We start from the raw sequence: 21489 nt of genomic DNA on the forward strand, positions 1-21489 counted from the left end.
AAACCCATCGACTGTCAGCATTCTGACTGCAGTCCAACCGGCTGGGATGAGGAGAAAGCCCTATGGCTCCACTAAGTATTCGCCGTCGGATGACCAGGATCGCCGCAGTCGCGGCGGGCATCGTAATCGGTGGAATGGCAGCTTTTCAGCCTATCCAGGCAGCATACGCACAAGGACCTGTGTCCGTCGCGGATCTGGCGGAAGGCCTCGCGGATGCAGTGGTGAATATTTCCACCGCTCAAACCGTGCAGGGCCGCCGTTCGGTGCCGATGCCGCAGGTTCCGGAAGGTTCGCCCTTCCAGGAGTTTTTTGAAGAATTCTTCAACCGGCAGAACCGGGACGACGACCAGCCGCGGCGGGTTCAGTCGCTGGGTTCGGGCTTCGTCATCGACGGGGAAGCCGGCATCATTATCACCAACAATCACGTTATCGAAGGCGCGGACGAAATCACCGCCAACTTCAACGACGGCACCAAGCTGAAGGCGACGCTCCTCGGCACCGACGAGAAAACCGATCTCGCAGTGCTGCAGGTGGAGCCGACCACGCCGCTGAAGGCGGTCAGTTTCGGCGATAGCGACGCCATTCGCGTCGGCGACTGGGTGATGGCGATCGGCAACCCGTTTGGTCTGGGCGGCACCGTGACCGTCGGTATCGTGTCGGCACGAAACCGCGACATCAACTCCGGTCCCTACGACAACTTCATCCAGACGGATGCCTCCATCAACCGGGGGAACTCGGGCGGACCGCTGTTCGACATGGAAGGCAACGTGATCGGCATCAACACGGCCATCATCTCGCCGTCCGGCGGCTCCATCGGCATCGGATTTGCGATCCCGGCCAACACCGCCATGAACGTGATCGATCAGCTGCGCAAGTTCGGCGAAACCCGCCGCGGCTGGCTGGGTGTTCGCATTCAGGAAGTCACGGACGAGATTGCCGACAGCCTGGCAATGGACAAGGCCATGGGCGCGCTGGTTGCCGGTGTGACCGACGATGGTCCGGCGGCCAAGGCGAAAATCGAACCGGGTGACGTGATCATCAAGTTCGACGGCAAGGATGTCGACACGATGCGCGAACTTCCGCGCATGGTGGCGGAAACCGAAATCGGCAAGGAAGTCGAAGTCACGGTTCTGCGCAAGGGCGAGGAAGTCGCCATCAGCGTGATCCTCGAGCAGCTTGTTGAAACCGAGGTGACCGAAGCCAGCGCAACCGAGGAAGAAGAGCCTGCGGAAAAGCCGGTCGAAAAGAGCGAAGTGCTCGGCATGTCGCTTGCCGTTCTGGACGACGCCTTGCGCAAGCAGTTTTCCATCGATGAAGACGTCAGCGGTGTTGTGGTCACGGAAGTGAAGCCAGGCACCTCTGCGGAGGAAAAGCGCGTGATGGCCGGCGACGTCATCAAGGAAGTCGCTCAGGAAACGGTCGAGACGCCGGAAGACGTCATGGCCGAGATCGACAAGCTGAAAAAGGACAACCGCCGCTCAGCCCTGCTTCTGCTGGCCAATCCGACGGGTGATGTCCGCTTCGTTCCGGTGCGGATCGAAGACGAGTAATCCTTCCGGACTTCGGAAGCTGAATGCAGAAGGGCGCCAAATGGCGCCCTTTTTTCTGCTTTCAATCTCCTGCACGCTCTTCCTGAAGACGGCTGAAAGTCTGTCTGGAACGGGAAGGGGGATGCTTTGGAGCAAGGGGCCCATCCTTCGAGACAGGCCCCCACGCTTCCTCAGGATGAGGTTGGTAGTGGGGCGGAGTTGGGGGCTTGGAGGATGCTGGTGGCCTTGGCGAGCTGGATGTGCCGTGGGGCGAATTGACGGTTTGTGGCCTAACCACTTCGAAGAGTTTTGTGTTCGGTATCCCCACACACTCTCCCTCATCCTGAGGAAGGCCGGAGGCCTGTCTCGAAGGATGGGCTGCATACTCCGTCGAAAGGTTCATTCCTTGAAAGACAAGAAGGACCGCCCGCGCGAGGCGAGGATTCTAAACCGCTCAAATCAGGATTGCCGCAGGCCCGCGCCTTAACTCAGAACGAAATCGCTTTCCGCGTAGCCTTGCAGGTAGAGCAGGGCTGTGAGGTCGCCGTGGTCGATGCGGAAGTCGGCGGCGGCGGCGACTGCCGGTTTGGCCCTGTAAGCGACACCGGCTCCAGCGCGTTCGATCATGGCGAGGTCGTTCGCGCCATCTCCGACCGCAAGCGTATCTGCGAATTCCAGGCCACGCTCCGCGACGAGATATTCCAGGCGGGTGCGTTTGGCTTCGCGGCCGAGAATTGGCTCTCCGACCTTGCCTGACAGTTTTCCGTCCACTTCCAGCAGGGTGTTGGCCTGGTTCTCGTCAAACCCGATCAGCGTCGCGACTGCAGATGTGAAATGGGTGAAACCACCGGAAACAAGGGCGCAGTAGGCGCCGTTCGCCTTCATCGTCTGTACCAGCGTACGGCCGCCCGGCATCAGCTGGATCCGCTTGCTGAGCACCGTTTCAATGGCAGACACCGGCAATCCGGCGAGAAGGCCAACACGTTCGCGCAGGGCCGGTTCAAAATCGATCTCGCCGCGCATCGCCCGCTCGGTAATTTCCGATATGCGATCCTTGAGGCCAAGTTCAGCCGCCAGTTCGTCGATGCATTCCTGGCGGATCATGGTGGAATCCATGTCGGCGATCAGCAGGTGCTTGCGGCGGCCGGCTTCCTTCTGCACAAAGACGTCGACGGGGGCACGACCAATCACTTCGCGCAAGATACCGTCCGCGGTACTTGCATCCAGACCCTCAAAGCGGATATCCGCTGCCACACCTGCAGAAAGACGGGTCGAGGTTCCGGTAACGCCGAGTGCATCGGATGCCCGCCGAACCAGATCCTCGTCGACTGCAGGCGCAGCAGGAGTGGACACCAAAGTGGCAACAAAAGACATGGACGGTTCCCTGGACGACGATGACGGCACGCCCGCAACTGCCAGGCGCGCCATCCTGATAGCCGGGCCGACAGCCAGCGGCAAGTCCGCTTTGGCGTTGACGCTGGCCAAAAGGCTGAATGGTGTCATCGTGAATGCAGATTCCATGCAGCTTTACGAAGACTTGCGACTGGTGAGCGCACGCCCCAGCTCGGTGGAGGAAGTTGAAGCGCCTCACAGGCTATACGGCGTGTTGCCTGCATCGACGGCCTTTTCGACCGGCGACTGGCTGCGCCTGGCGGAACGGGAATTGCAAGATGCCTGGAGAAACGGCCAGATGCCTATCCTCGTCGGTGGCACCGGCCTCTACTTCAAGGGGCTGACGGAAGGCTTTGCGGAAATGCCTGGCATTCCGGAAGAGATCCGTGCCAGGGCGAGATCCGTTGCCGACACGCAGGGTGTGGAAGGCTTGAGGCAGCACCTGATTGCCGAGGGGGATCCTGAGTCTGCCGAGGCGCTGGTTGATCCGCAACGTCTTGCCCGTGCACTGGAGGTTCTGCTGGCAACCGGCCGCCCTCTGAAGGCATGGCAACAGCACGCCCAGTCATCGCCTCTTCTCAAGCCGCAGGCGTGTCACCGGATCGTTCTGGCACCGCCGCGGCCCTGGCTGCATGAACGTATCGAGCAACGGGCCAGGTTGATGGTTTGCGAAGAAGGCTTCAATGAAGTGCGGGCGCTGCTTGAACAAGGCCTATCGGATAAGTTGCCAGCGATGAGGGCAATCGGCGTGCCGGAACTTGGCGCCTATCTTGCTGGAAAAGCCGATTATGCAGAAACCATCCACAGGCTGACTGTTGCAACGCGTCAATACGCAAAGCGTCAGGAAACCTGGTTTCGCAACCAGATGTCGGATTGGCAACGGGTTGATCCTTCAAACCTAATTGAGATGGAGGCCTTTCTCCGAACGGTTTGACGGCTCAGCGTCAACTTCTGATGTGTGCGCTGCAGCAGTGGTGCGAGCGTAACTCTTTGGTATTGCGAATATATTTTTGTCAAAATTGATCTTATACTTTTGTCTGCCATGGCAATGGCACAATTCAGGGTTACATGGCTAACATGCGTTCGGTGGCGGGATTCGCCGCCGCTTGTAAGGCCTGAAGAAATCCTAGACTGGGAGGTCACGGTGCAGACGATCATACTCGAATGCGGTTCAGTGCGGCTCGTCCCTTTCAAGCCAACCGATATTCATCTCGTCAAAGATCTTCACTCCGATCCTTACGGCAACCGATGTACAGAATATTCCACCAATTGCACTGTCGTTGATGCGGAAGAACTGGTGCGGTCTGCTCAGCAGAACCAGGACGACCTCGGGTTTGCCAAGTGGAAGGCGGTGTCTTCCGATGGGGCATTTCTCGGCTGGGCCGGGTTTACGCCTGTCAGCGAAACTTCCGAGATCAGTCTGAACTATTGCCTGCGTCTCGACGTGCTGGATCAGGACCCGGATCTGCCCAAGCGCCTTTGTGCCGCCTTGTCAGACTGGTTCTTCGAAAACACCTATTTTTCCCATCTGGTCGCTGTCGTGCGCACCGACAACCGGACCATGCGAGAAGTGGTCAAGGGCAACGGTTTCTATCACCGCGAGAGCAAAGTGATCGAAGGCATGCAGGCGGATGTGTTTCAGCTCCTGAGCCCGTCCATGCAATCCTATCTCATGAGTGCTTAGGCATTTTCGGGGCTTACGGGACCTCGGGAAATGCGTCGGGACCGTGTCTGCCACGGTCCCTTTTTTTGAGAGTAACCCATTTGAACACACCCATTCTGACTACAGGCAGGCTGCGCCTGTTGCCTTTTTCCGAAGATGACTTCCCATTGTTGCAGGACCTTCATTCAGACCCGGAGGTCAATCGCTATCTGTCTCCGGGACCGGCGATCATGGGTCCGGAGGAAGTGCGCCGGCGGCTCGCGAATTACGTCGATGATCACCGGGGCACCGGGATGTCCAAATGGAAACTGGAGACGGTTGAGGGAGCCTTTATCGGCCGGGCGGGGTTCTCGTTCGAAAGGAACCCGGAAGGTTATGAACTCGGCTACAGCCTGAAGCGGTCAGCCTGGGGGAAGGGCTATGCGAGCGAGATCGCGCGGGCTCTTGTCGGTTGGTTCTTCGACACAACACAGAACGATCACATGCTCGCCTATGCAGTCGCGGAACATAAGGCTTCGCAGCGGGTGATGCAGAAGGCAGGACTGCGTTTCTGGCGGGAAATACGAAAGCACGGATTGCATTGCCGGTTTTACCGGATCACGCGCCAGCAATATCTTCAATCTCTGGAGCCTGGCACGGGCGGTTGATCGCTTGAGTAATTGGGCGCCATCAAACGCCGGCAGCCTGCAAGGCGGCGGGCAGGGCGGCCGCTGTCACGGTTTCGGCAAGGGCCTCATCAGACATGGCCCGTGCCGTGGTCAGTCCTCCAATCAGGAGACTGAGAAAAACCCAGGCGCGGTTCCGCCGTTCAGACGGGGTGCCTTCCTTGAGCCCCTCGGCAACGAGTGACGCTATTTCCTGCATCTTGTCATCATAGAGTTTGCGGGTCTCAGGCTTGGCCCGTGCGACATCGGGCGATAGCGCGGTCATCGCACAGCCGCAGGCGCGGTCCTGCCGATGTGCCGTGCCGAGATAATACCGTGCAAATGCCTCGACCCATTTGTCGCCGAAACGTTCCCGGTAGTCAGGAATGGTGGTGATTACTTCGTCCAGTCCCTGTTCCAGCGCGGCGTGAAAGGCCCCGTCCTTTGATCCGAGGTGCGCGTAGAATGCACCCGAGGTAGCGCCCGCCGCCTTTGCGATCGCGTCGACACCAACCCCGGAATATCCTTCGCTTCGGAAGGCCCTGCTTGATGCGCTGAGCAAGGCTTTTTGGGTTTCTGCCTTGCGAAGTTGTTGTGTTGCCATGCGGTTCTCTCAATTAAAGAGCGGTCGTTATATATTATGTTGACTTCATAACGATCGTTACATAAATAGGGTGCGTCAGAAAATATAACGAACGTTATATTTAATCGAGAGGAACGGAAATGCCACTTGCACTCAATTACACTCAAGGCGTGATGAGCGAAGATGCCGGTTTGAAAGCAGGCAGGAAAATCACCGAAGCCTTCCTGAAATGGCACGGGCTTGGCGGCAACAAGGTCATGACCCCGAACGTGACCATGCAGATACAGGCACTGCCGAAGAACGGGGCGCTGTCCGGCGGTGAGCCGGTGGAAGGGGCGTGGCTGGAATGCAAGACGCCAAGTTTTGCCCTGGCTGCGCGGGACGTTCAGGTCGGGTTCTTCAAGGAAGCAACAGACATCATCGCCGCGGCGGCAGAAGGTCGTTTGCCACGGGACCGCATCTATTCAAACGTGGTGCACACTGTGGACGGGACCTGGAACCTGGACGGCGAAGCCATGACCAACAGCCAGCTTTCCGAACGGATTTCACAGGGTTGAGGTCACAACACGGATTAAAAAGGGGCCGCTTCTGCGGCCCTTTTTGCGGATCCAGGGGCTTTTTGCCGGCAGGCTACGGCAAAATTCAGGAAACCTGTCCGCTCTTTAGTGAGCCGAGAAAACGCTTCAACTGGCGTGGACGGATGAAGACATGGCTCACTCCGGAGAACACCCTGATGCTTTCCAGATCACGTTCCCTCCGCGTCCGCCTGTAGTTCAGAACGAACTTGAAAAACGGCCAGTCGAAGCGCTCCAGGCAGCCATCCGGCAATTCGCCGCTGCGGGTTCCACCGCGGCCGAGAATGGAGCGCTTCAGCACTCTCGTCGCACAGAGAAACGTCTTAAAATCGAGATAGATGAGCGTATCAGCCGCTTTCAGGCGAAGGTCCAGGGTGCTGCCGTAATTGCCGTCCATGATCCAGCGCGGGCGAGCGATCAGCTCTTTCATGGTGGCGCTCCAGACTTCGGGGGAAGGGCGCTGCCAACCCGGTTGCCAGTAATGACTGTCCAGATGAATGACGGGCAGGCCGGTCAGGTCGCTCAAGGTTCGGGCCGCACGGGACTTGCCGGCCCCCGGGCGTCCGGCGATCACCACGCGCTTCATCTCTCCGTCTGTGCCAAGGCTTTCCACCCGTTTGTCCTCCCCGACAAAACAAAGCCTCCTGAACCTTACCGGAAAATCGGTGGTGCAGGAGGCTTTTCGTGTCAGGTCCGAAATCGGGCGACAATACAGTCACCTTGATCCGGAACTTTTGGTGGTTCCGGCGTTAGACGGCAGCAAGCGCGCCCGGGTTGCCGGTCTGCTGGCGCAGGGCCAGCTTGTTCATGGCCGAAACATAGGCACGGGCGGAAGCGACCAGTGTGTCGGTGTCCGCTCCCTTGCCCGTGGCAATGCGGCCGCCGGCTTCCAGGCGCACGGACACTTCGGCCTGTGCGTCGGTGCCTTCGGTCACCGCATGCACCTGGTACAGCGACAGCTTGGCTTCATGCGGCACGATTGCCTTGATGGCGTTGAACGTGGCGTCGACAGGACCGTCGCCCGTGGCTTCCTTGGTGACGTGCTGGCCGTTGACGTCCATGGTCAGGATCGCCTTCTGCGGGCCACCCGTACCGGCAATTACCGTCAGCGCAATCACCTTGGTGCTTTCGCCCAGGATGCTGATTTCGTCCTCGACCAGGGCTTCGATATCCTCGTCGTAGACGTGTTTCTTGCGGTCGGCGAGGTCCTTGAAACGGCGGAAGGCATCCTGCAGGGCATTGTCGCCCAGTTCGAAGCCCAGTTCTTTCAGCTTGTCGCGGAATGCGTGGCGGCCGGAATGCTTGCCCATGACCAGCGAGGTGGCTTTCACGCCAACGTCTTCCGGGCGCATGATTTCATAGGTTTCGGCATTTTTCAGCATGCCGTCCTGGTGGATGCCGCTCTCGTGCGCAAAGGCGTTCTTGCCGACGATGGCCTTGTTGTACTGAACCGCGAACCCGGAGGCGCCCGCCACCATCTTGGAAGCGCGAACCATGAATTTCGGGTCGATCTGGGTCATGTAGGGCAGGACGTCGCTGCGGGTACGGATCGCCATGACGATCTCTTCCAGGGCAGCATTGCCGGCGCGTTCGCCCAGGCCGTTAATGGTGCATTCGATCTGGCGGGCACCGCCGGCGACACCGGCCAGCGAGTTGGCAACGGCCAGGCCCAGGTCGTTGTGGCAGTGGACCGAGAAGATCGCCTGGTCGGCATTCGGCACGCGCTCACGGATCTGCTCGAACATGGACTTGTATTCGTCCGGGGTGGCGTAGCCGACCGTATCCGGCAGGTTGATGGTGGTGGCACCGCACTTGATTGCGGCTTCCACGCAGCGGCACAGGTATTCGATCGGCGTGCGCGTTGCGTCCATTGCGGACCATTCGACATCGTCGATCAGGTTGCGCGACCGTGTCACCGTGTCGGTGATGATTTCCAGCACCTGTTCTTCGGTCTTGTTCATCTGGAATTTCAGATGGATCGGCGAAGTGGAAACGAAGGTGTGGATGCGGCCCTTGCCGGCGTGTTTCACGGCTTCGCCGCAGCGGTCGATATCAGCGTGGATGGCGCGGGCCAGACCGGCAATGACCGAGTTTTTCGAGCGCTTGGCAATTTCGCTGACGGCTTCAAAATCGCCGTTCGAGGCAATCGGGAAACCGGCTTCGATGATGTCGACACCCATGTCGTCGAGAATTTCCGCGATCTGCAGCTTTTCTTCCAACGTCATGGAGGCGCCGGGCGATTGTTCGCCGTCGCGCAATGTGGTGTCGAAGATCCGGACCTGGTCCTTCTCGGAAGTGGCAGTCATGTTGTTTCGTCCCTGGCTTGGATCGGGCCTTAGGTCGCTCGGGTAAGGAAAGGCGTGGCGCGATCCGATGGTCGTGATGCGGTTTTTTGAAAACTCTCCCCTAAGTGCCCGTTCCGCCTAAAGACAAGCGAAGCAGCCGACGCTCAGGGGCATCTAAGAAGGAGGAGATCGCCAAGTAGAATGAGGCCGCCGCGCTGAGCCAGCGCGTTGCGAGAAGATCCAGAAATGTCGCGAACCGCGATCATGGGTCTGTCTTGGCCTTTGGTCGTCTTTTCAACTGGTCCGCCAAGCGTGGCGCAAAAGCGTGACCTGACGGTTAATGGGGACTGTTCATAAGTCAGGATGAACCATGATGCAACCAGCTTTTCCGAAGCTTGCAGATTTGGAGACCCCTTTGCCTGGCATTTCAGGGATCGGCGATAGCTTGCGCAGACGAGATCTGAGCCGCTGCAAAGGCACGAGGCAATGGCATTCTGCCCAAAGCCGGCCCTCTCCCGCGGCGTTGATCACGACGAAGCCAGGGCGATTGCCGGTGTCTCTGGTGGGGGCCTTGCGGACTGACCGCCTCAGCCGTTTTTGGCCAGAGGAATGGGCTCGTCGGCAAACCTGGCCTGGATCTCCTCCACTTCCTTCTTCTTGCTCAGAAAGGCGGCAATGCACTCCGGGTCGAAGTCGCTGCCTGATTTTTCTTCCAGAAAGCTGAAGGCCCGTTCGTTGGTCCACGCGGACTTGTAGGGGCGCTCCGTCGTCAGCGCGTCGAAGACGTCGGCAACGGCCGCTATTCGGCCGACAAGAGGTATTTCTTCTCCGCGCAGGCCATTGGGGTAGCCGCTGCCGTCCCAGCGTTCGTGGTGTGTCGCGGCAATCTGGGTCGCGACCTGCAGCAGCCGGCAGCTGGAGCCCTTGAGGATGCCGGCTCCGATTTCCGTGTGCCGGTTGATTTCCTCGCGTTCTTCCGGGGTGAGGGGGCCGCGTTTCAGCATGATCCTGTCCGGAATGCCAACCTTGCCGATGTCGTGCATCGGTGCAGCCATCTTGAGGTCTCGCCGGAACTCCATGCTCATGCCGAGTTCTTCGGCAATCAACTCGCAGAAGTTCGCCATGCGAAGGGTATGCATGGCCGTGTCGAGGTCCTTGTATTCGGAAGCAAGGATCAGCCGGTGAACGATTTCCTCGCCGCGCTTCCTGAGTTCGGTCGTTGCCCTGTCGACTTCCTCTTTCAGCCATTCCGCCCGCATCGACAGCTTGCGCTGCGCCTCGGCCAGTTTGGTGAGGTTCCGGACGCGGGCCTTGAACTCCACGATCTCCAGCGGCTTGTTCAGAAAATCGACAGCACCGGACGTCAGGGCCTCGATGCGCGTGTCCCGGTCCTTGTCCGCCGTGACGATCACCATCGGCTTGTCAGTATGGGCGGGGTGCTGATGAATTTCCTTGATGAGCTCGATGCCGTTGAGGCCCGGCAATTGATAGTCGACGATCGCCACATCGAATTCGACCATGTCGAGCGCCGCGATCAGGTCAATGGGATGGGCAAAACTGACTGCGTGGCATCCGGGGATGCGCTCCACAAGCCGTTCCATGATCATGCGGTTGGTGGGATCGTCTTCGACCAGAAGGATGCGGAATTCGGTGTCGGCAAGCGGTGTGTCGGTCATATCGCAATCTTCCGGTATCTGTTTTTTGCTTTTTCCAGCTCCACCGTCAGGAGTGTCACCTGGTTGGAGGTTTCGATGCTGGTGCGAAGTGCGTCCGCAGTTTTTGAGAGGGTCGTAAATCCGAGATTGTCCGCCGCACCTTTCAGTGCGTGCAGCAGCCGGTCGTAGCTTTCCGCATCACCCGAGCTTGCTGCCTCGGTGATTTGCGCAACGAGAGTGTCGGCGTTTTCAAAGAAGTCCTTCACCAGAGAATGGAAGACCTCCTCGCCAAGTTCCTCCCGCAGTTCAGTTCGTCGGGCATCCCCTTTCTCTTCTCCGGCAAGGCGAACCACATTGGCGTTTGGTGTCGCGGCGTCGGATTGAGCCGCATGCATTGGTTCCGTCGGTTCCGGAGAACCGGGGGATGCCGGCAGGTCGGTGGTGCCTTCTGCTGAATTGTCCGAAGGACCGTATTCACGCAGGATAGTCGCAAGCCTCTGGAAGGTGACGGGCTTGGACTCGAAGGCATTCATGCCCGCGTCCAGGCAGTCCTGGCGGTGCCGGTCGGAAGCATTTGCCGTCATTGCAACGATTGGCAGCTTGTCGAATGGAGCGCCGATGTTCCGTATCAGCCGTGTTGCCGCGATCCCGTCGAGATCAGGCATCTGCACGTCCATCAGCACGAGATCGAAAGTGGCGTCCTGCACACGTTTGATTGCCTCCCTGCCGTCGCTGGCAACGATGACCTCCTGACCCAGTCTCTCCAGCAACTTCGTTGCGACGCGCTGGTTTATGACGTTGTCTTCCACGAGCAGGACACGCAGACGGGGGATCAATGCAGTTGGGGTCGAACCACTCTCCAAACCGGTGAGATTTGCAGCAGGGGCGTGTGCCAGTTGAACCGGCAAGGTGAAGCTGAAGGTCGCGCCTTCACCAGGAACACTGAACACACCTATCGATCCACCCATCGCCTCGACGATCTGTTTGCAGATGGCAAGGCCGAGGCCTGTGCCGCCAAAGCGTCGGCTGATCGAGGAATCGACCTGGTGGAATGCGGTAAAGAGCTGCTTTTGTGCCTCTTCGGCAATGCCGATACCGGAATCCTTGACACTGATCTTCAGTTCCAGGGTCTCGGCGACAACTTTTCCGGCAACCACATCGACGTGGATTGAACCGTTTTCGGTGAATTTCACGGCATTGGACAACAGATTGAGCAGGACGCGCTTCAGCCGGGTGGGGTCGCTCTTGATGAAAGCTTTTTCAAGTGTCGGGTCGATATTTAGCTTGAGCTCGTCATTCTGCTCGAGCGCCTTGCCTTCCACGACAGCTGCCGCCTCTTGCACCAGTTCGTCGAGCCGGAAGACAATCTGTTCGGTCTCAACGGATCCGTATTCGATCTTCGCAAAGTCGAGGATCTCGTTGATCATCTCCAGCAGTGCATTGCCGGAACTCGTGATGGTGCGGACGTAGCCGGTTTCTTCTTCCGGAAGCTGCTTTTGTGCCAGAAGTTCGGCCATGCCGAGAATGCCGTTCAGCGGGGTGCGGATTTCGTGTCCGATCGTGGCCAGAAACTCCGACTTGGCCTTGTTGCCGGCTTCTGCTGCCTCATAGGCTTTCTCGAATTCCGCTGCCGCCTTGTTCATGCCTTCCCGCGTCTGTTTCACGATGCGAACTTGCAGAAGCATATGCAGCGCGAGAAAGAGTGCGGCGACGACAATCGCGAACATGAAGAGGAAGGCCAGCATCTGCACATGGAAGACGTCGTTGCGGGCTTCGGCGCGTGCTTCTGAAATCGTCGCGTTCGTGCGGACAAGAAATTCGTTCGTGGCGCTACGAATTTTTTCGAGCGTTTCTTCGACAGGCGCAAAGTCGATGTCGGTGTAATTCTTTTTCGCTGCGATTTCGTTGAAGACAGGTTCGATGGCCAGGATCTTGGACTGAATGGTCGTGATCCTGGATCTGAAGTTCGGACTTTGCTCGAAGAAGACGTTGTATTTGGAGTTGGCGAGAACCGAGAGACGCGAATAGAGGATGTCATAACGCGTTACGAGATCTCGCGGTGCTACGGCTTCCTGCGCCGCTTCGACACCTGCCTCGCCGATACGATATTTGACGTGTTGTACCAGCTCGTAGACGGCACGTGTTTCGCGGTCGAGCTGATAGACAGCCCAGATTGCGTCTTCACGGATAGCGTCATGCAACTGGCCTTCACGTTTGACCAGCATTGAAAAGATGGCAAGGACCGTACAGACAAGAAAGATCTGGACGACGAAAACGGATTTCGTCGCCCTTGCAGCCTGTTCAACGGCCTTGCCGCCTATTTCGAGCTGATTTTTCACTCGACTACTTCAACTTCACGGATTTGCCAGACCGAACGGGAAAAGTATTTCTCGTTGAAGAGTTCCGGGTTCGTGTCGAAAGGGTAGATCAGGAACAGGGGGCCCTTGTCGCGAACGGACATGTAGTCACCGTTCATTTTAGTCGCCAGCATGGTGTCGAAGTTCTCGGCATCTTCTACCGGCACTTCTGCACTGTAGTCGTTGAGAGCCTTGACGATCAGTTTGGAACCGCGTGCGCCAACTTCCTCCAGCACTGCGCGCAGCTGAGGGCCGGAAAAGGCGGTGGTGCCTTCGGTCCAGGGAGTCTCGAGCGTCTTGGAGATTTCTGTAAGGCCTTCCAGCATCTCCATATCAAATTCGGCGCTGTCGCCTTTGTTGGTGTTCTTGATGTTTCCCGTCACAACGAGGACGACATCACCTGTTGGTGCCGGAAGGTTGGCTGCCTGAACGGCAGAGCTGATCATCAGCGCCCCGGCCAGGAGGCTCAGTAAGGTTTTCATGGCGTTTCCCTGTTTACTTGCGCGTTACTGTAATTTTTGACAGTAAACTTGTTCTCGTTAGTTCCTCTGCGGAACTTGGGTACACCGGGAGCCTTTAATCAAATGCAAATTAAATGGGCAAACATCTGGTTAACTTCATCAGGTAAAATAAATATTTTTATCATTTATTCGTTTTAAATCAATGCTTTAAAAGGTTGCGCTGTGATGAAATTATTTAATTCGAGCACGAGGAAATGACGCAGTGATGGCTCGCTGCAAGCAGGTAAAGTATTGCGATTTTTTACTATCCGAAGGCAATGCGCGTTTAAGCGTTTGGGCCTCATTCGGAAGCGAGGAAATGGCGCTCACGATGCGACGATCCGGGCAGCGTTTCAACGGGATTTCGTCGAACCGCTGACTTTGGGCAAACAGCCACCCACGTGTACCGCGCAGCCGGCAATGGCGGGTACGTCCGCGTTTTTCGATATCCACCTGGAGGAGCGGGCCTACATGCTTGGGGACAGGGTCACCGTAACCGATTTTGCGGTCGGTGCCTTGTCTGCGTTGGCGTTGAACCCGCAGTCGCGTATGCCGTTGGAAGGCCATGCCAACATCATTGCCTGGTATCAGCGGCTGGAAGCAGTGCCAAGCTGGGCCATGACGGCACCTGCACGCCTGATGGAAGCTGCCGAATAGGCCAATGCAAGCGGCGGCCGGGACCCGGCCGCCGCGGCACACTGCTGACTTGGGGTGTCAGAGGTTCTGACCGCCCGAGACTTCAATGCGCTGGCCGGTCATCCAGCCGGTATTGCCGCTCAAAAGCGCGGTGATGGCTCCGCCGATGTCATCCGGAAGGCCGGCACGGCCCATGGCTGTCATGGAGGCGACCACCTTGTTGAGTTCCGGATTGTCACGCACGGCACCGCCACCGAAATCCGTTTCGATGGCACCAGGCGCCAGCGTGTTGACGGCGATGTGACGAGGTCCCAATTCCTTGGCCAGATAGCGGGTCAGAACTTCAATCGCGCCTTTCATGGTCGCATATGCCGCGTAGCCGGGCAGGGAGAACCGGGCAAGGCCGGACGATACGTTCAGAATGCGTCCGCCATCCGCGATCAGCGGCAGCAACTGCTGCGTCAGGAAAAAGACTCCCTTCACGTGAACATTCATCAACTGGTCGAAATCGGTCTCAGTCGTCTCGGCGAAGGGCTTGTGAATGCCCGTGCCGGCGTTGTTGACCAGGAAATCGAAACTGTCACGCTGCCAAGTCTGCTGTAGCACGGTTTTCAATGCGTCCGTGAATGCGGGGAAGCCGGATGTGTCGGCAGTATCTAGCTGCAAGGCAACAGCCCTGGCACCCAGCGCTTCCACTTCGGCAACGACCTGTGCGGCCTCTTCCTTGCTGGTCCTGTATGTCAGGACCGTGTCGATACCGTTCTTGGCAAGATGAAGAACAGTGTTGCGGCCAAGGCCGCGGCTGCCGCCGGTGATGAGGGCGATCTTGGGGGAGGTGGTCATGTTATTGGCTCCAGTGTTGTGGGGCGTGATGTCGATGACCATGAGATAGTCCGTAGCGAGACGTGTTGTGTGCCGGTTTCTCCAGAAGACTTGCCTGATCCTACAAATCAGGCAACCTGCATGCTTGCCATCACCAACCGGCGGGCGTATCGCTGGGTTCTTGACGGAGGGAACCATGCAGGCAGACGAGCTTATCCGGAAAGTTGTTGCATTTGCTGATGATCATGGCGCGGGTGGCGATCCTTTTCCTGTTGGTGCTGGTGGCATGACGCTGGTGCGTCAGCGCCGGCCAACCCTGATCTATCCGATCGTCTACCAACCGATTTTCTGCCTGGTTCTCCAAGGGGAGAAGCAGACATATCTCGGATCGAACACCGTCCGGTTCGGTGCCATGCAGTCACTGATTGTCGGGCTGGATCTGCCCGCGCAGGCACGGGTCGTGCGTGCGAGCCAGGCCGAGCCCTATGTCGCGCTCGCCATTCCACTGGACATGGCACTGATCCGCGAACTTGCTCCGGAGCTGGATCGGCCGGGTAAAACATCTATGGCTGCACGCGCCGTTGCAAGCGGCAGGGCAGATGCGGCAATCGTCGATGCCATGCGGCGCCTGTTCGAGCTTGCGGAGATGCCGGAGGCCGGCAAGGTGTTGCTGCCGTTGATCCTGCGAGAGATCCACTACTGGCTGCTGACGGCCGAACATGGCGCGATCCTGCGTCAGATTTCAGAGCAGGACAGTCACGCGGCCCGCATCGCCAAGGTCATTGCCGGCATTCGCCGGGACATTACAGCGTCCTTGCGGGTGGACGATCTTGCTGGTGAGGCAGGCATGAGCGTGTCAGCCTTCCATGCGCACTTCAAGGATATTACCGGCACCAGTCCGCTGCAGTTTCAAAAGCAGTTGCGGCTGATGGAGGCGCGCCGGCTGCTGCAGGCGGAAAAAACTGTCCGTCTCGCGCGCGGCGTTCCAGGTGGGTTACGAAAGCGCGACCCAGTTCAGCCGAGAGTACGCCCGGCATTTCGGTCTGCCGCCGCGCGCTGACAAGGCGAACGAACCTGCCCAGGCGGCCTTCTGACCGTCCGGGCAGCGTCTGATTTGATTAGAGGAACAGTTCGCCCCGAGCGACAAGCGTCGCCTGACCGCCGATCCTGACCGCATGCATCTTGCCGCCCTCGATGTCGATTTCCAGGTCGATCAGGGATGGCCGTCCCATCTCGAAACCCTGTTCGATGCGGATATGGTGGGTGCCGTTGGGAAGGTCGTCATAATAGTCGACTACACCTGCGAATGCCGCCGCGGCAGAACCTGTCGCGGGATCTTCGGGAATGCCCATGTCGGGCGCAAAAAGACGGGCGTGGAAAGCGCTGTCATGGGAGCGGGTTTCGCGGCAATAGACATAAGCGTCCGTATTGCCGTTCTTGCCGAAGCCCGCGTTCCACATGGCCGGCACCGGTTTGGCGCGCGCCAAGGCATCCAGATCGCGCACCGGCACGAAGGTGAAGGGAGGGCCTACGCGGAAGCGGGAGGGGCCATGGTTCTCGAACCCGATGTCACTCGGCTCCAGGTTGAGCGCGGCTGCGATCAGCTCGACGTTGTGGGTCGGTCCGGCGGGCTCCGGCAGGCTGGGAACGTCGAACTCGGCAAAGGCGGCTGCGTGCTCGCGCAGGATAACCGCGCAGCGCACGGTGCCGATCTGCTGCTTCAGAACAACAACGGCATCCTGCTCGCCCGAAATATCGCCGAAGCGTTCCGTTGCCAGAAGGATGGCCGTACCGACGGTCGGGTGGCCGGCGAACGGCAATTCCATCTTGGGTGTGAAGATCCGCATGGTGGCAGAATGCCCGGGCTTTTCCGGCGGGAAGACGAAGACCGTTTCGGAAAGATTGAACTCACCGGCGATCTTCTGCATCTGCTCGTCGCTCAGCCCCTCGGAGTCCAGAACCACCGCCAGGGGGTTCCCGGCAAGGCTCGTGTTCGTGAAGACATCCAGGATCGCGTAGCGGCGGCTCATACTTCTCTTCTCCCTTTCGCCGCCTGCCGACCTTCAAACGAAGTCAGGCGAGGGGCTCAAACGTTGTAAAACAACCAACCTGTCCGCATCGGTCGGCCCGTGCAAACCACGGTGCCGGCTTCAAAGGTGAGCGGACTTTTGCATTTTCAGGCAAGTCCTGCCAGTGCTTAGTGCGCATTCTTGGTGAACAAAATATTGCCGTTCCCGGCCGTCTCGCCGAGTGCTCTTCATGGCAGCAGATATTTGCCGAGCGAACGGGCGTAAGGCACGATGGCGCTGTCCTCAAGGTCCGCGCGCGTGCGAATGATACGCATATCGGCAAGCTCCTGTTCTTCCGACGCCTCTGAAAAACGCAGGATCTCCGTGCGCAACTCTTCCGCGAGGCGGGGGACATCCATCAGCTGGCCGATGGAAATTCGCCAGCCGTCGAATGTCACCAGCAGCCCGGCAGGCTTGACGTCGTCTCGTTTGAGGCCTGTTTCCTCTTCAAGTTCCCGGTAGATCGCCCCGACAACGTCGACCTTGCCATCTTCGGTCAGGTCGGTCGGGTCGAGATTGCCACCGGGAGGGTAGATCATGCCCGCTGTGGCGGTCTTTCGGGACATGACACCATAAAGCAATGCGCCCTCGGCGGACCTCAGGATGGCGGAGCCGAAGAGATTGAACGAGCTTGCATCGGGCGCACCCCAGTCGCGCCACGCCAGGAAAGCGGCAAAGGAACATTCCGCGCAGGTGCCGTTAAAGGTGCCATCCTTGAACTCGAACCCGGTCAACTTCATGGTTCGGCCATTCCAAAGCATGGGAATGCGCTTCCTGGCTTCCTCGAAATACGCATCGATGGCGTTTGCATGCTTCGTTTCAAAAGCCCAGGGTTCGTCCGAAACCTCGATGTTCAACGCTTCCACCCGGTAGACCGCAGGTGCCAGCGGTTTTTCCATCAGTGGGATTTCCTTGTCGGGCGACATCTCACTTGGTCGCGTCGCCATCGTCCGAAACCCGCGTTTTTCGTAAAAGGGGCCCGCGTTGGCGTCGCTTTCCAGATAAAGCCGGCTCAATCCCTGTCGGTGGGCATGATCCTCCGCGCGCTTCAGCAGAAGGTCGCCAATGCCCTGACGCTGGGCTTCAGGGGCAACAAACAGGAAATCGACAAGCAGGGTATCTTCGCTTTGGGGAGAGAGACCGGAAAAGGCTATGGGCCGACCGTCCCGCTCTGCAACGGTGAGCGTCAGGGACTGGATGGTTGCCTCGGAAATTCGCCAGTAGTCGCGAAACTCTGCCATTTTTTCCTCCGGATAGCCCCAGGAGGCCTTGGCGCGATGGAGGATATCGGTGAGGGCAGGGGCGTCGGCCTCTGTGGCCGGGCGGAGTTTCAATGGCATGGGCTGTCCAGATCGATTGTATCCCGGACAGCCCTAGCCAGACTTTGTGAAAGTTACAAGGCAGCAGGTTCTTTTCAGCCCTACCGGATAAATGTGCCGTTCTGCAGTTCGGTTACCGCTTGGATCAGCTCCTGACGGGTGTTCATCACGATGGGGCCGTGCCAGGCTACGGGTTCCTTGATCGGTGCGCCGGAGACCAGAAGGAAACGGATGCCTTCCTCGCCTGCGTGAACGACGATCTCGTCGCCGGAGCCGAAGATCACCAGAGAACGGTTGCCGGTCTCGTCACGGATCTTAAGTTCCTCGCCGCCGAATTCCTTTTCCGTCAGAACCCCGAACGGGTCGGATGCTCCTTCGAACGTGCCGGAGCCTTCGAAAATGTAGGCAAAGGTCTGCTTGTAGGTGTCGACCTTGAAGCGTTTCTTGTGACCAGCCGGCACATGGATGTCGAGATACTGCGGATCGGCGGCGATGCCGTCGACCGGGCCGCGCTTGCCCCAGAACTCGCCACAGATGATCCGTGCGGAAGTGCCGTCGTCATCGGTCACAACCGGGATCTCTTTCGACGCGACATCCTGGTAGCGCGGAGCGGTCATCTTCAGCGAGGACGGCAGGTTCGCCCAGAGCTGGAACCCGTGCATGCGGCCATTGGCGTCGCCCTTTGGCATCTCCTGATGCATGATCCCGCGCCCGGCTGTCATCCACTGGACGTCGCCCGCACCCAGGTTGCCGCTGTTGCCCAGGCTGTCGCCGTGTTCAACGGTGCCGGCCAGCACGTAGGTAATGGTTTCGATGCCGCGATGGGGATGCCAGGGAAAGCCCTTCAGATAGTCCTCGGGTCGCTCGTTGCGGAAATCGTCCAGCAGCAGGAACGGATCCAGCATTTCCGGATCCTGAAATCCGAAAGCTCTCTCCAGCCGGACGCCGGCGCCTTCCATGGTTGATTGTGTGCTGCCGATGTGGGTTACGGGGCGGATGGACATGACTTGGTTCCTGATGCGGATTGACTTTGAGGGAAAGATAGCGGCTCGCAGGGCAAAACCTAGTCTTGGCTCTGCAGACGCAGTGTTTCGAAAGACGAAACAGTGATCCCGCCATCCGGATAGGCTCCGACCGGACGGTGGCTTACGGCCAAAGGGTTGCATCTTGCGGACGGTCCGCCCACATGCAAGTGTGCACGCCAGTTTGGCCGTCTGGTCAAATCCCCAATTCCGAACCGGTTGAAACGATGGCCCCGATACTTTCCGTACGCGACCTGGAAAAAACCTATGACGGTGGCTTCCAGGCTCTCAAATCCGTGTCTCTGGATATCCAGCAAGGAGAGGTGTTTGCGTTGCTCGGGCCGAATGGCGCCGGCAAGACGACATTGATCAGCACGATTTGCGGCCTGGTGCGGCCGACCTCCGGCAGTATTCACGTGTGCGGCCATGACGCCTTGAACGAGTACCGCGCTGCCCGGCAGATGATCGGTCTGGTGCCTCAGGAGATGCCCACGGCTCCCTTCGAAATGGTCGGTGATACGGTCGCCTTCAGCCGCGGCCTGTTCGGCATGAAACCCGATCCGGCACGGATCGAGAGCATCCTCAAGGACCTGACGCTCTGGGAAAAGCGCAACAACCCCATCATGGCCCTGTCCGGGGGCATGAAGCGCCGCCTGCTGGTCGCCAAGGCGCTGGCGCATGAGCCGAAGATCCTGTTCCTGGACGAGCCGACAGCCGGCGTGGATGTGGAACTCAGGCACGACATGTGGCGCATCGTTGGGGAGCTGAAGCAGAAGGGCGTCACCATCATCCTGACCACCCACTATATCGAGGAGGCCGAGGAGATGGCCGATCGTGTCGGGGTGATCAACAAGGGTGAGATCATTCTCGTGGAAGAAAAGGCAGAGCTCATGCGCAAGCTCGGGCGCAAGTTGCTGTCGCTCAGCTTGACGGAGCCGCTCGTCGAGATCCCGGGCAGTCTTGCCCGCTACGATCTGAAGCTCGAGGATGACGGCCGCAGCCTGGTCTATACCTACGATACCCAGGCTGACCGGACTGGCATCACATCGCTTCTGACCGATCTCTCCCAGGCCGGCGTGCGTTTTCACGATCTGCAGACGGATCAGTCGTCACTCGAGGACATCTTCGTCGGTCTGGTCAGTCAGGGATGAGGCGGCGATGGACACCGGTTTCACCATTCGCAAGGCGACACTGGACGACTGCACGGCACTGACGGATCTGTGCATGCGCTCCAAGCAGTCGAACGGCTATGACGATGTTTTCATGGCCATGTGCGCCGAAGAACTCAAGGTTCGCGACAGCTGGATCGAGGAGCACGATTTCTGGCTGGCGCAGGACGCAGGCGGTGAGCCGGTCGGCTGTATCCGGCTGTCCATGGAAGACGACGGCGAAACAGGGGAACTGGAGACCTGTTTTGTCGACCCTGCCTGGCAGGGACGCCGCGTCGGCCGGGCGCTGTTCGATGTGCTTCACGAAAGAGCGCGGAGCCTTGGTCTGGTGAGGATCGGTCTCGATGCGGATCCTTTTGCAGAACCTTTCTATGCCCGCATGGGCTTCAAGACCATTGGCCGGTCTCCATCCGGCTCGATCCCGGGGCGCACGTTGCCCCGAATGGAACTCATTCTGATTTCGGGGCAGCAGGGCACATGAATTTCGAAGCGATCAAAGTCATCTACCTGGCCGAAATGGCCCGCACCCGCCGCACGATCATGCAGAGCATCATCTCGCCGGTGATTTCCACGGTGCTTTATTTCGTTGTCTTCGGGGCAGCCATCGGCTCTCGGATCTCCGAGGTCGACGGTGTCAGCTACGGCGCCTTCATCGTGCCCGGGCTGATCATGCTGTCCCTAATGACACAGAGCCTCTCCAACGCCTCCTTCGGCATCTATTTCCCGCGGTTTACGGGCACGATCTTCGAGGTGCTGTCGGCGCCCGTGTCCTTCCTGGAAATCACCGTTGCCTATGTCGGGGCGGCGGCTACGAAGTCGATCCTGGTCGGGTTGATCATCCTGATCACGGCGAGTTTCTTCGTTCCGCTGGAAATCCAGCACCCGGTCTGGATGGCCGCGTTCTTCCTCTTGACGGCCGTTACATTCGCCCTGCTCGGCTTCATCATCGGCATCTGGGCCGACAATTTCGAAAAACTGCAGTTTGTACCGCTGTTGATTGTCACGCCTCTGGCTTTTCTGGGCGGCAGCTTCTATTCCATCAACATGTTGCCGGATATCTGGCAGAAGATCACGCTGATCAACCCGGTAGTCTACCTGATTTCCGGGTTCCGCTGGAGCTTCTATGGTCAGGCGGACGTCAGCCTTTGGCTGTCGCTGCTGGCAACGATGATTTTCCTCGGCGGTTCACTGGCCGTCATACATTGGATTTTCAAGACCGGATACCGCCTGAAGGCTTGAGGTATCCGGCCGAAACGCGAGTTTAAGAGA

The 21489-nt window shown here is 58.7% G+C and carries 21 protein-coding genes and 1 pseudogene; 11 read left to right on the forward strand and 11 right to left on the reverse strand.

What is annotated here, in order from left to right:
• The first annotated feature begins 62 nt into the window (after positions 1-62).
• Entirely contained in the window at positions 63-1550 is a 1488-nt protein-coding gene (locus ACP90_RS09470; protein WP_031269138.1) for a DegQ family serine endoprotease, read from the forward strand.
• A gap of 462 nt (positions 1551-2012) precedes the next feature.
• Here ACP90_RS09470 and serB read toward each other — a convergent pair whose 3' ends face one another.
• On the reverse strand, positions 2013-2903 hold the full coding sequence (gene serB, locus ACP90_RS09475) for a phosphoserine phosphatase SerB (protein ID WP_062488170.1): 891 nt from the start codon (positions 2901-2903) through the stop codon (positions 2013-2015).
• Here serB and miaA point away from each other — a divergent pair.
• From miaA to ACP90_RS09490, 3 genes are all read left to right on the forward strand, one after another.
• Positions 2902-3855 carry a tRNA (adenosine(37)-N6)-dimethylallyltransferase MiaA gene (gene miaA, locus ACP90_RS09480; protein WP_062488171.1) on the forward strand — a complete coding sequence of 318 codons (954 nt, stop codon included), beginning with the start codon at positions 2902-2904 and terminating at the stop codon, positions 3853-3855. The genes serB and miaA overlap by 2 nt on opposite strands.
• 210 nt (positions 3856-4065) lie before the next feature.
• A complete protein-coding gene (locus ACP90_RS09485; RefSeq protein ID WP_023000534.1) occupies positions 4066-4605 on the forward strand; it encodes a GNAT family N-acetyltransferase in 540 nt (179 codons plus the stop codon).
• 80 nt (positions 4606-4685) lie between these two features.
• Complete coding sequence (locus ACP90_RS09490) at positions 4686-5231, forward strand: GNAT family N-acetyltransferase (protein ID WP_062488172.1); 546 nt, start codon at positions 4686-4688, stop codon at positions 5229-5231.
• Between the two features lie 22 nt (positions 5232-5253).
• Here ACP90_RS09490 and ACP90_RS09495 read toward each other — a convergent pair whose 3' ends face one another.
• On the reverse strand, positions 5254-5832 hold the full coding sequence (locus tag ACP90_RS09495; RefSeq protein WP_062488173.1) for a TetR/AcrR family transcriptional regulator: 579 nt from the start codon (positions 5830-5832) through the stop codon (positions 5254-5256).
• Between the two features lie 119 nt (positions 5833-5951).
• Here ACP90_RS09495 and ACP90_RS09500 point away from each other — a divergent pair, with 119 nt between their 5' ends.
• Complete coding sequence (locus ACP90_RS09500) at positions 5952-6368, forward strand: hypothetical protein (protein ID WP_023000537.1); 417 nt, start codon at positions 5952-5954, stop codon at positions 6366-6368.
• Positions 6369-6453: 85 nt separating this feature from the next.
• Here the strand turns inward: ACP90_RS09500 and ACP90_RS09505 are convergent, their stop codons facing one another.
• The 5 genes from ACP90_RS09505 to ACP90_RS09525 all read right to left on the reverse strand — a co-directional run bounded on the left by ACP90_RS09505 (position 6454) and on the right by ACP90_RS09525 (position 13165).
• A complete protein-coding gene (locus ACP90_RS09505) occupies positions 6454-6999 on the reverse strand; it encodes an adenylate kinase (protein ID WP_208993491.1) in 546 nt (181 codons plus the stop codon).
• A gap of 136 nt (positions 7000-7135) precedes the next feature.
• Complete coding sequence (locus ACP90_RS09510) at positions 7136-8692, reverse strand: 2-isopropylmalate synthase (protein ID WP_023000539.1); 1557 nt, start codon at positions 8690-8692, stop codon at positions 7136-7138.
• Between the two features lie 566 nt (positions 8693-9258).
• The gene (locus ACP90_RS09515) at positions 9259-10347 is read right to left on the reverse strand and encodes an HD domain-containing phosphohydrolase (protein WP_062488174.1); all 1089 of its coding nucleotides are present in this window, start codon (positions 10345-10347) and stop codon (positions 9259-9261) included.
• The gene (locus tag ACP90_RS09520; protein WP_062488175.1) at positions 10344-12665 is read right to left on the reverse strand and encodes an ATP-binding protein; all 2322 of its coding nucleotides are present in this window, start codon (positions 12663-12665) and stop codon (positions 10344-10346) included. Before ACP90_RS09520 ends, ACP90_RS09515 begins: the two co-directional genes overlap by 4 nt.
• Positions 12662-13165, reverse strand: coding sequence for a molybdopterin-dependent oxidoreductase (locus ACP90_RS09525; RefSeq protein WP_062488176.1), 504 nt, complete (start codon positions 13163-13165; stop codon positions 12662-12664). The genes ACP90_RS09520 and ACP90_RS09525 overlap by 4 nt, the downstream gene beginning before the upstream one ends.
• Before the next feature lie 438 nt (positions 13166-13603).
• Here ACP90_RS09525 and ACP90_RS09530 point away from each other — a divergent pair, with 438 nt between their 5' ends.
• A complete protein-coding gene (locus ACP90_RS09530) occupies positions 13604-13840 on the forward strand; it encodes a hypothetical protein (protein ID WP_145915747.1) in 237 nt (78 codons plus the stop codon).
• A 57-nt stretch (positions 13841-13897) separates the two neighbouring features.
• Here the strand turns inward: ACP90_RS09530 and ACP90_RS09535 are convergent, their stop codons facing one another.
• The gene (locus ACP90_RS09535; protein WP_062491491.1) at positions 13898-14662 is read right to left on the reverse strand and encodes an SDR family oxidoreductase; all 765 of its coding nucleotides are present in this window, start codon (positions 14660-14662) and stop codon (positions 13898-13900) included.
• A gap of 265 nt (positions 14663-14927) precedes the next feature.
• Between ACP90_RS09535 and ACP90_RS09540 the strand changes: the two are divergent.
• Both ACP90_RS09540 and ACP90_RS28900 read left to right on the forward strand, forming a co-directional pair.
• Positions 14928-15578 (forward strand): annotated as a pseudogene (locus tag ACP90_RS09540) (AraC family transcriptional regulator); the annotation flags it as partial.
• A 52-nt stretch (positions 15579-15630) separates the two neighbouring features.
• Positions 15631-15735, forward strand: coding sequence for a hypothetical protein (locus ACP90_RS28900; RefSeq protein ID WP_353612764.1), 105 nt, complete (start codon positions 15631-15633; stop codon positions 15733-15735).
• A gap of 24 nt (positions 15736-15759) precedes the next feature.
• On the opposite strand, the gene ACP90_RS09545 is transcribed toward ACP90_RS28900, so the two are convergent.
• The 3 genes from ACP90_RS09545 to ACP90_RS09555 form a co-directional block, all read right to left on the reverse strand.
• Positions 15760-16671, reverse strand: coding sequence for a PhzF family phenazine biosynthesis protein (locus ACP90_RS09545; protein ID WP_023000548.1), 912 nt, complete (start codon positions 16669-16671; stop codon positions 15760-15762).
• Positions 16672-16898: 227 nt separating this feature from the next.
• The gene (locus ACP90_RS09550; protein WP_062488179.1) at positions 16899-18050 is read right to left on the reverse strand and encodes a GNAT family N-acetyltransferase; all 1152 of its coding nucleotides are present in this window, start codon (positions 18048-18050) and stop codon (positions 16899-16901) included.
• An 80-nt stretch (positions 18051-18130) separates the two neighbouring features.
• Positions 18131-19033, reverse strand: a complete 903-nt coding sequence (locus ACP90_RS09555; protein WP_023000550.1) for a pirin family protein — start codon at positions 19031-19033, stop codon at positions 18131-18133.
• A 245-nt stretch (positions 19034-19278) separates the two neighbouring features.
• On the opposite strand from ACP90_RS09555, the gene ACP90_RS09560 reads away from it, so the two are divergent.
• Genes ACP90_RS09560 through ACP90_RS09570 form a run of 3 tightly spaced genes read left to right on the forward strand, consistent with a single transcriptional unit; the run spans position 19279 to position 21459 of the window.
• A complete protein-coding gene (locus tag ACP90_RS09560; protein ID WP_062488180.1) occupies positions 19279-20202 on the forward strand; it encodes an ABC transporter ATP-binding protein in 924 nt (307 codons plus the stop codon).
• Between the two features lie 7 nt (positions 20203-20209).
• Positions 20210-20701, forward strand: a complete 492-nt coding sequence (locus ACP90_RS09565) for a GNAT family N-acetyltransferase (protein ID WP_062488181.1) — start codon at positions 20210-20212, stop codon at positions 20699-20701.
• Positions 20698-21459, forward strand: coding sequence for an ABC transporter permease (locus ACP90_RS09570; protein ID WP_023000553.1), 762 nt, complete (start codon positions 20698-20700; stop codon positions 21457-21459). The genes ACP90_RS09565 and ACP90_RS09570 overlap by 4 nt, the downstream gene beginning before the upstream one ends.
• Positions 21460-21489: the final 30 nt, after the last annotated feature.

Source organism: Labrenzia sp. CP4 (genome assembly GCF_001579905.1).
In the GTDB taxonomy this organism is placed as follows: Bacteria; Pseudomonadota; Alphaproteobacteria; order Rhizobiales; family Stappiaceae; genus Roseibium; species Roseibium algicola.

Bases quoted from the DNA above. Each gene is read 5' to 3' on its own strand.
- ACP90_RS09470 (WP_031269138.1), top strand. From the start codon at position 63: ATGGCTCCACTAAGTATTCGCCGTCGGATGACCAGGATCGCCGCAGTC.
- miaA (WP_062488171.1), top strand. From the start codon at position 2,902: ATGGACGGTTCCCTGGACGACGATGACGGCACGCCCGCAACTGCCAGG.
- serB (WP_062488170.1), bottom strand. From the start codon at position 2,903: ATGTCTTTTGTTGCCACTTTGGTGTCCACTCCTGCTGCGCCTGCAGTC.
- ACP90_RS09495 (WP_062488173.1), bottom strand. From the start codon at position 5,832: ATGGCAACACAACAACTTCGCAAGGCAGAAACCCAAAAAGCCTTGCTC.
- ACP90_RS09500 (WP_023000537.1), top strand. From the start codon at position 5,952: ATGCCACTTGCACTCAATTACACTCAAGGCGTGATGAGCGAAGATGCC.
- ACP90_RS09510 (WP_023000539.1), bottom strand. From the start codon at position 8,692: ATGACTGCCACTTCCGAGAAGGACCAGGTCCGGATCTTCGACACCACA.
- ACP90_RS09515 (WP_062488174.1), bottom strand. From the start codon at position 10,347: ATGACCGACACACCGCTTGCCGACACCGAATTCCGCATCCTTCTGGTC.
- ACP90_RS09525 (WP_062488176.1), bottom strand. From the start codon at position 13,165: ATGAAAACCTTACTGAGCCTCCTGGCCGGGGCGCTGATGATCAGCTCT.
- ACP90_RS09530 (WP_145915747.1), top strand. From the start codon at position 13,604: ATGGCGGGTACGTCCGCGTTTTTCGATATCCACCTGGAGGAGCGGGCC.
- ACP90_RS09535 (WP_062491491.1), bottom strand. From the start codon at position 14,662: ATGACCACCTCCCCCAAGATCGCCCTCATCACCGGCGGCAGCCGCGGC.
- ACP90_RS09545 (WP_023000548.1), bottom strand. From the start codon at position 16,671: ATGAGCCGCCGCTACGCGATCCTGGATGTCTTCACGAACACGAGCCTT.
- ACP90_RS09550 (WP_062488179.1), bottom strand. From the start codon at position 18,050: ATGCCATTGAAACTCCGCCCGGCCACAGAGGCCGACGCCCCTGCCCTC.
- ACP90_RS09555 (WP_023000550.1), bottom strand. From the start codon at position 19,033: ATGTCCATCCGCCCCGTAACCCACATCGGCAGCACACAATCAACCATG.
- ACP90_RS09560 (WP_062488180.1), top strand. From the start codon at position 19,279: ATGGCCCCGATACTTTCCGTACGCGACCTGGAAAAAACCTATGACGGT.
- ACP90_RS09565 (WP_062488181.1), top strand. From the start codon at position 20,210: ATGGACACCGGTTTCACCATTCGCAAGGCGACACTGGACGACTGCACG.
- ACP90_RS09570 (WP_023000553.1), top strand. From the start codon at position 20,698: ATGAATTTCGAAGCGATCAAAGTCATCTACCTGGCCGAAATGGCCCGC.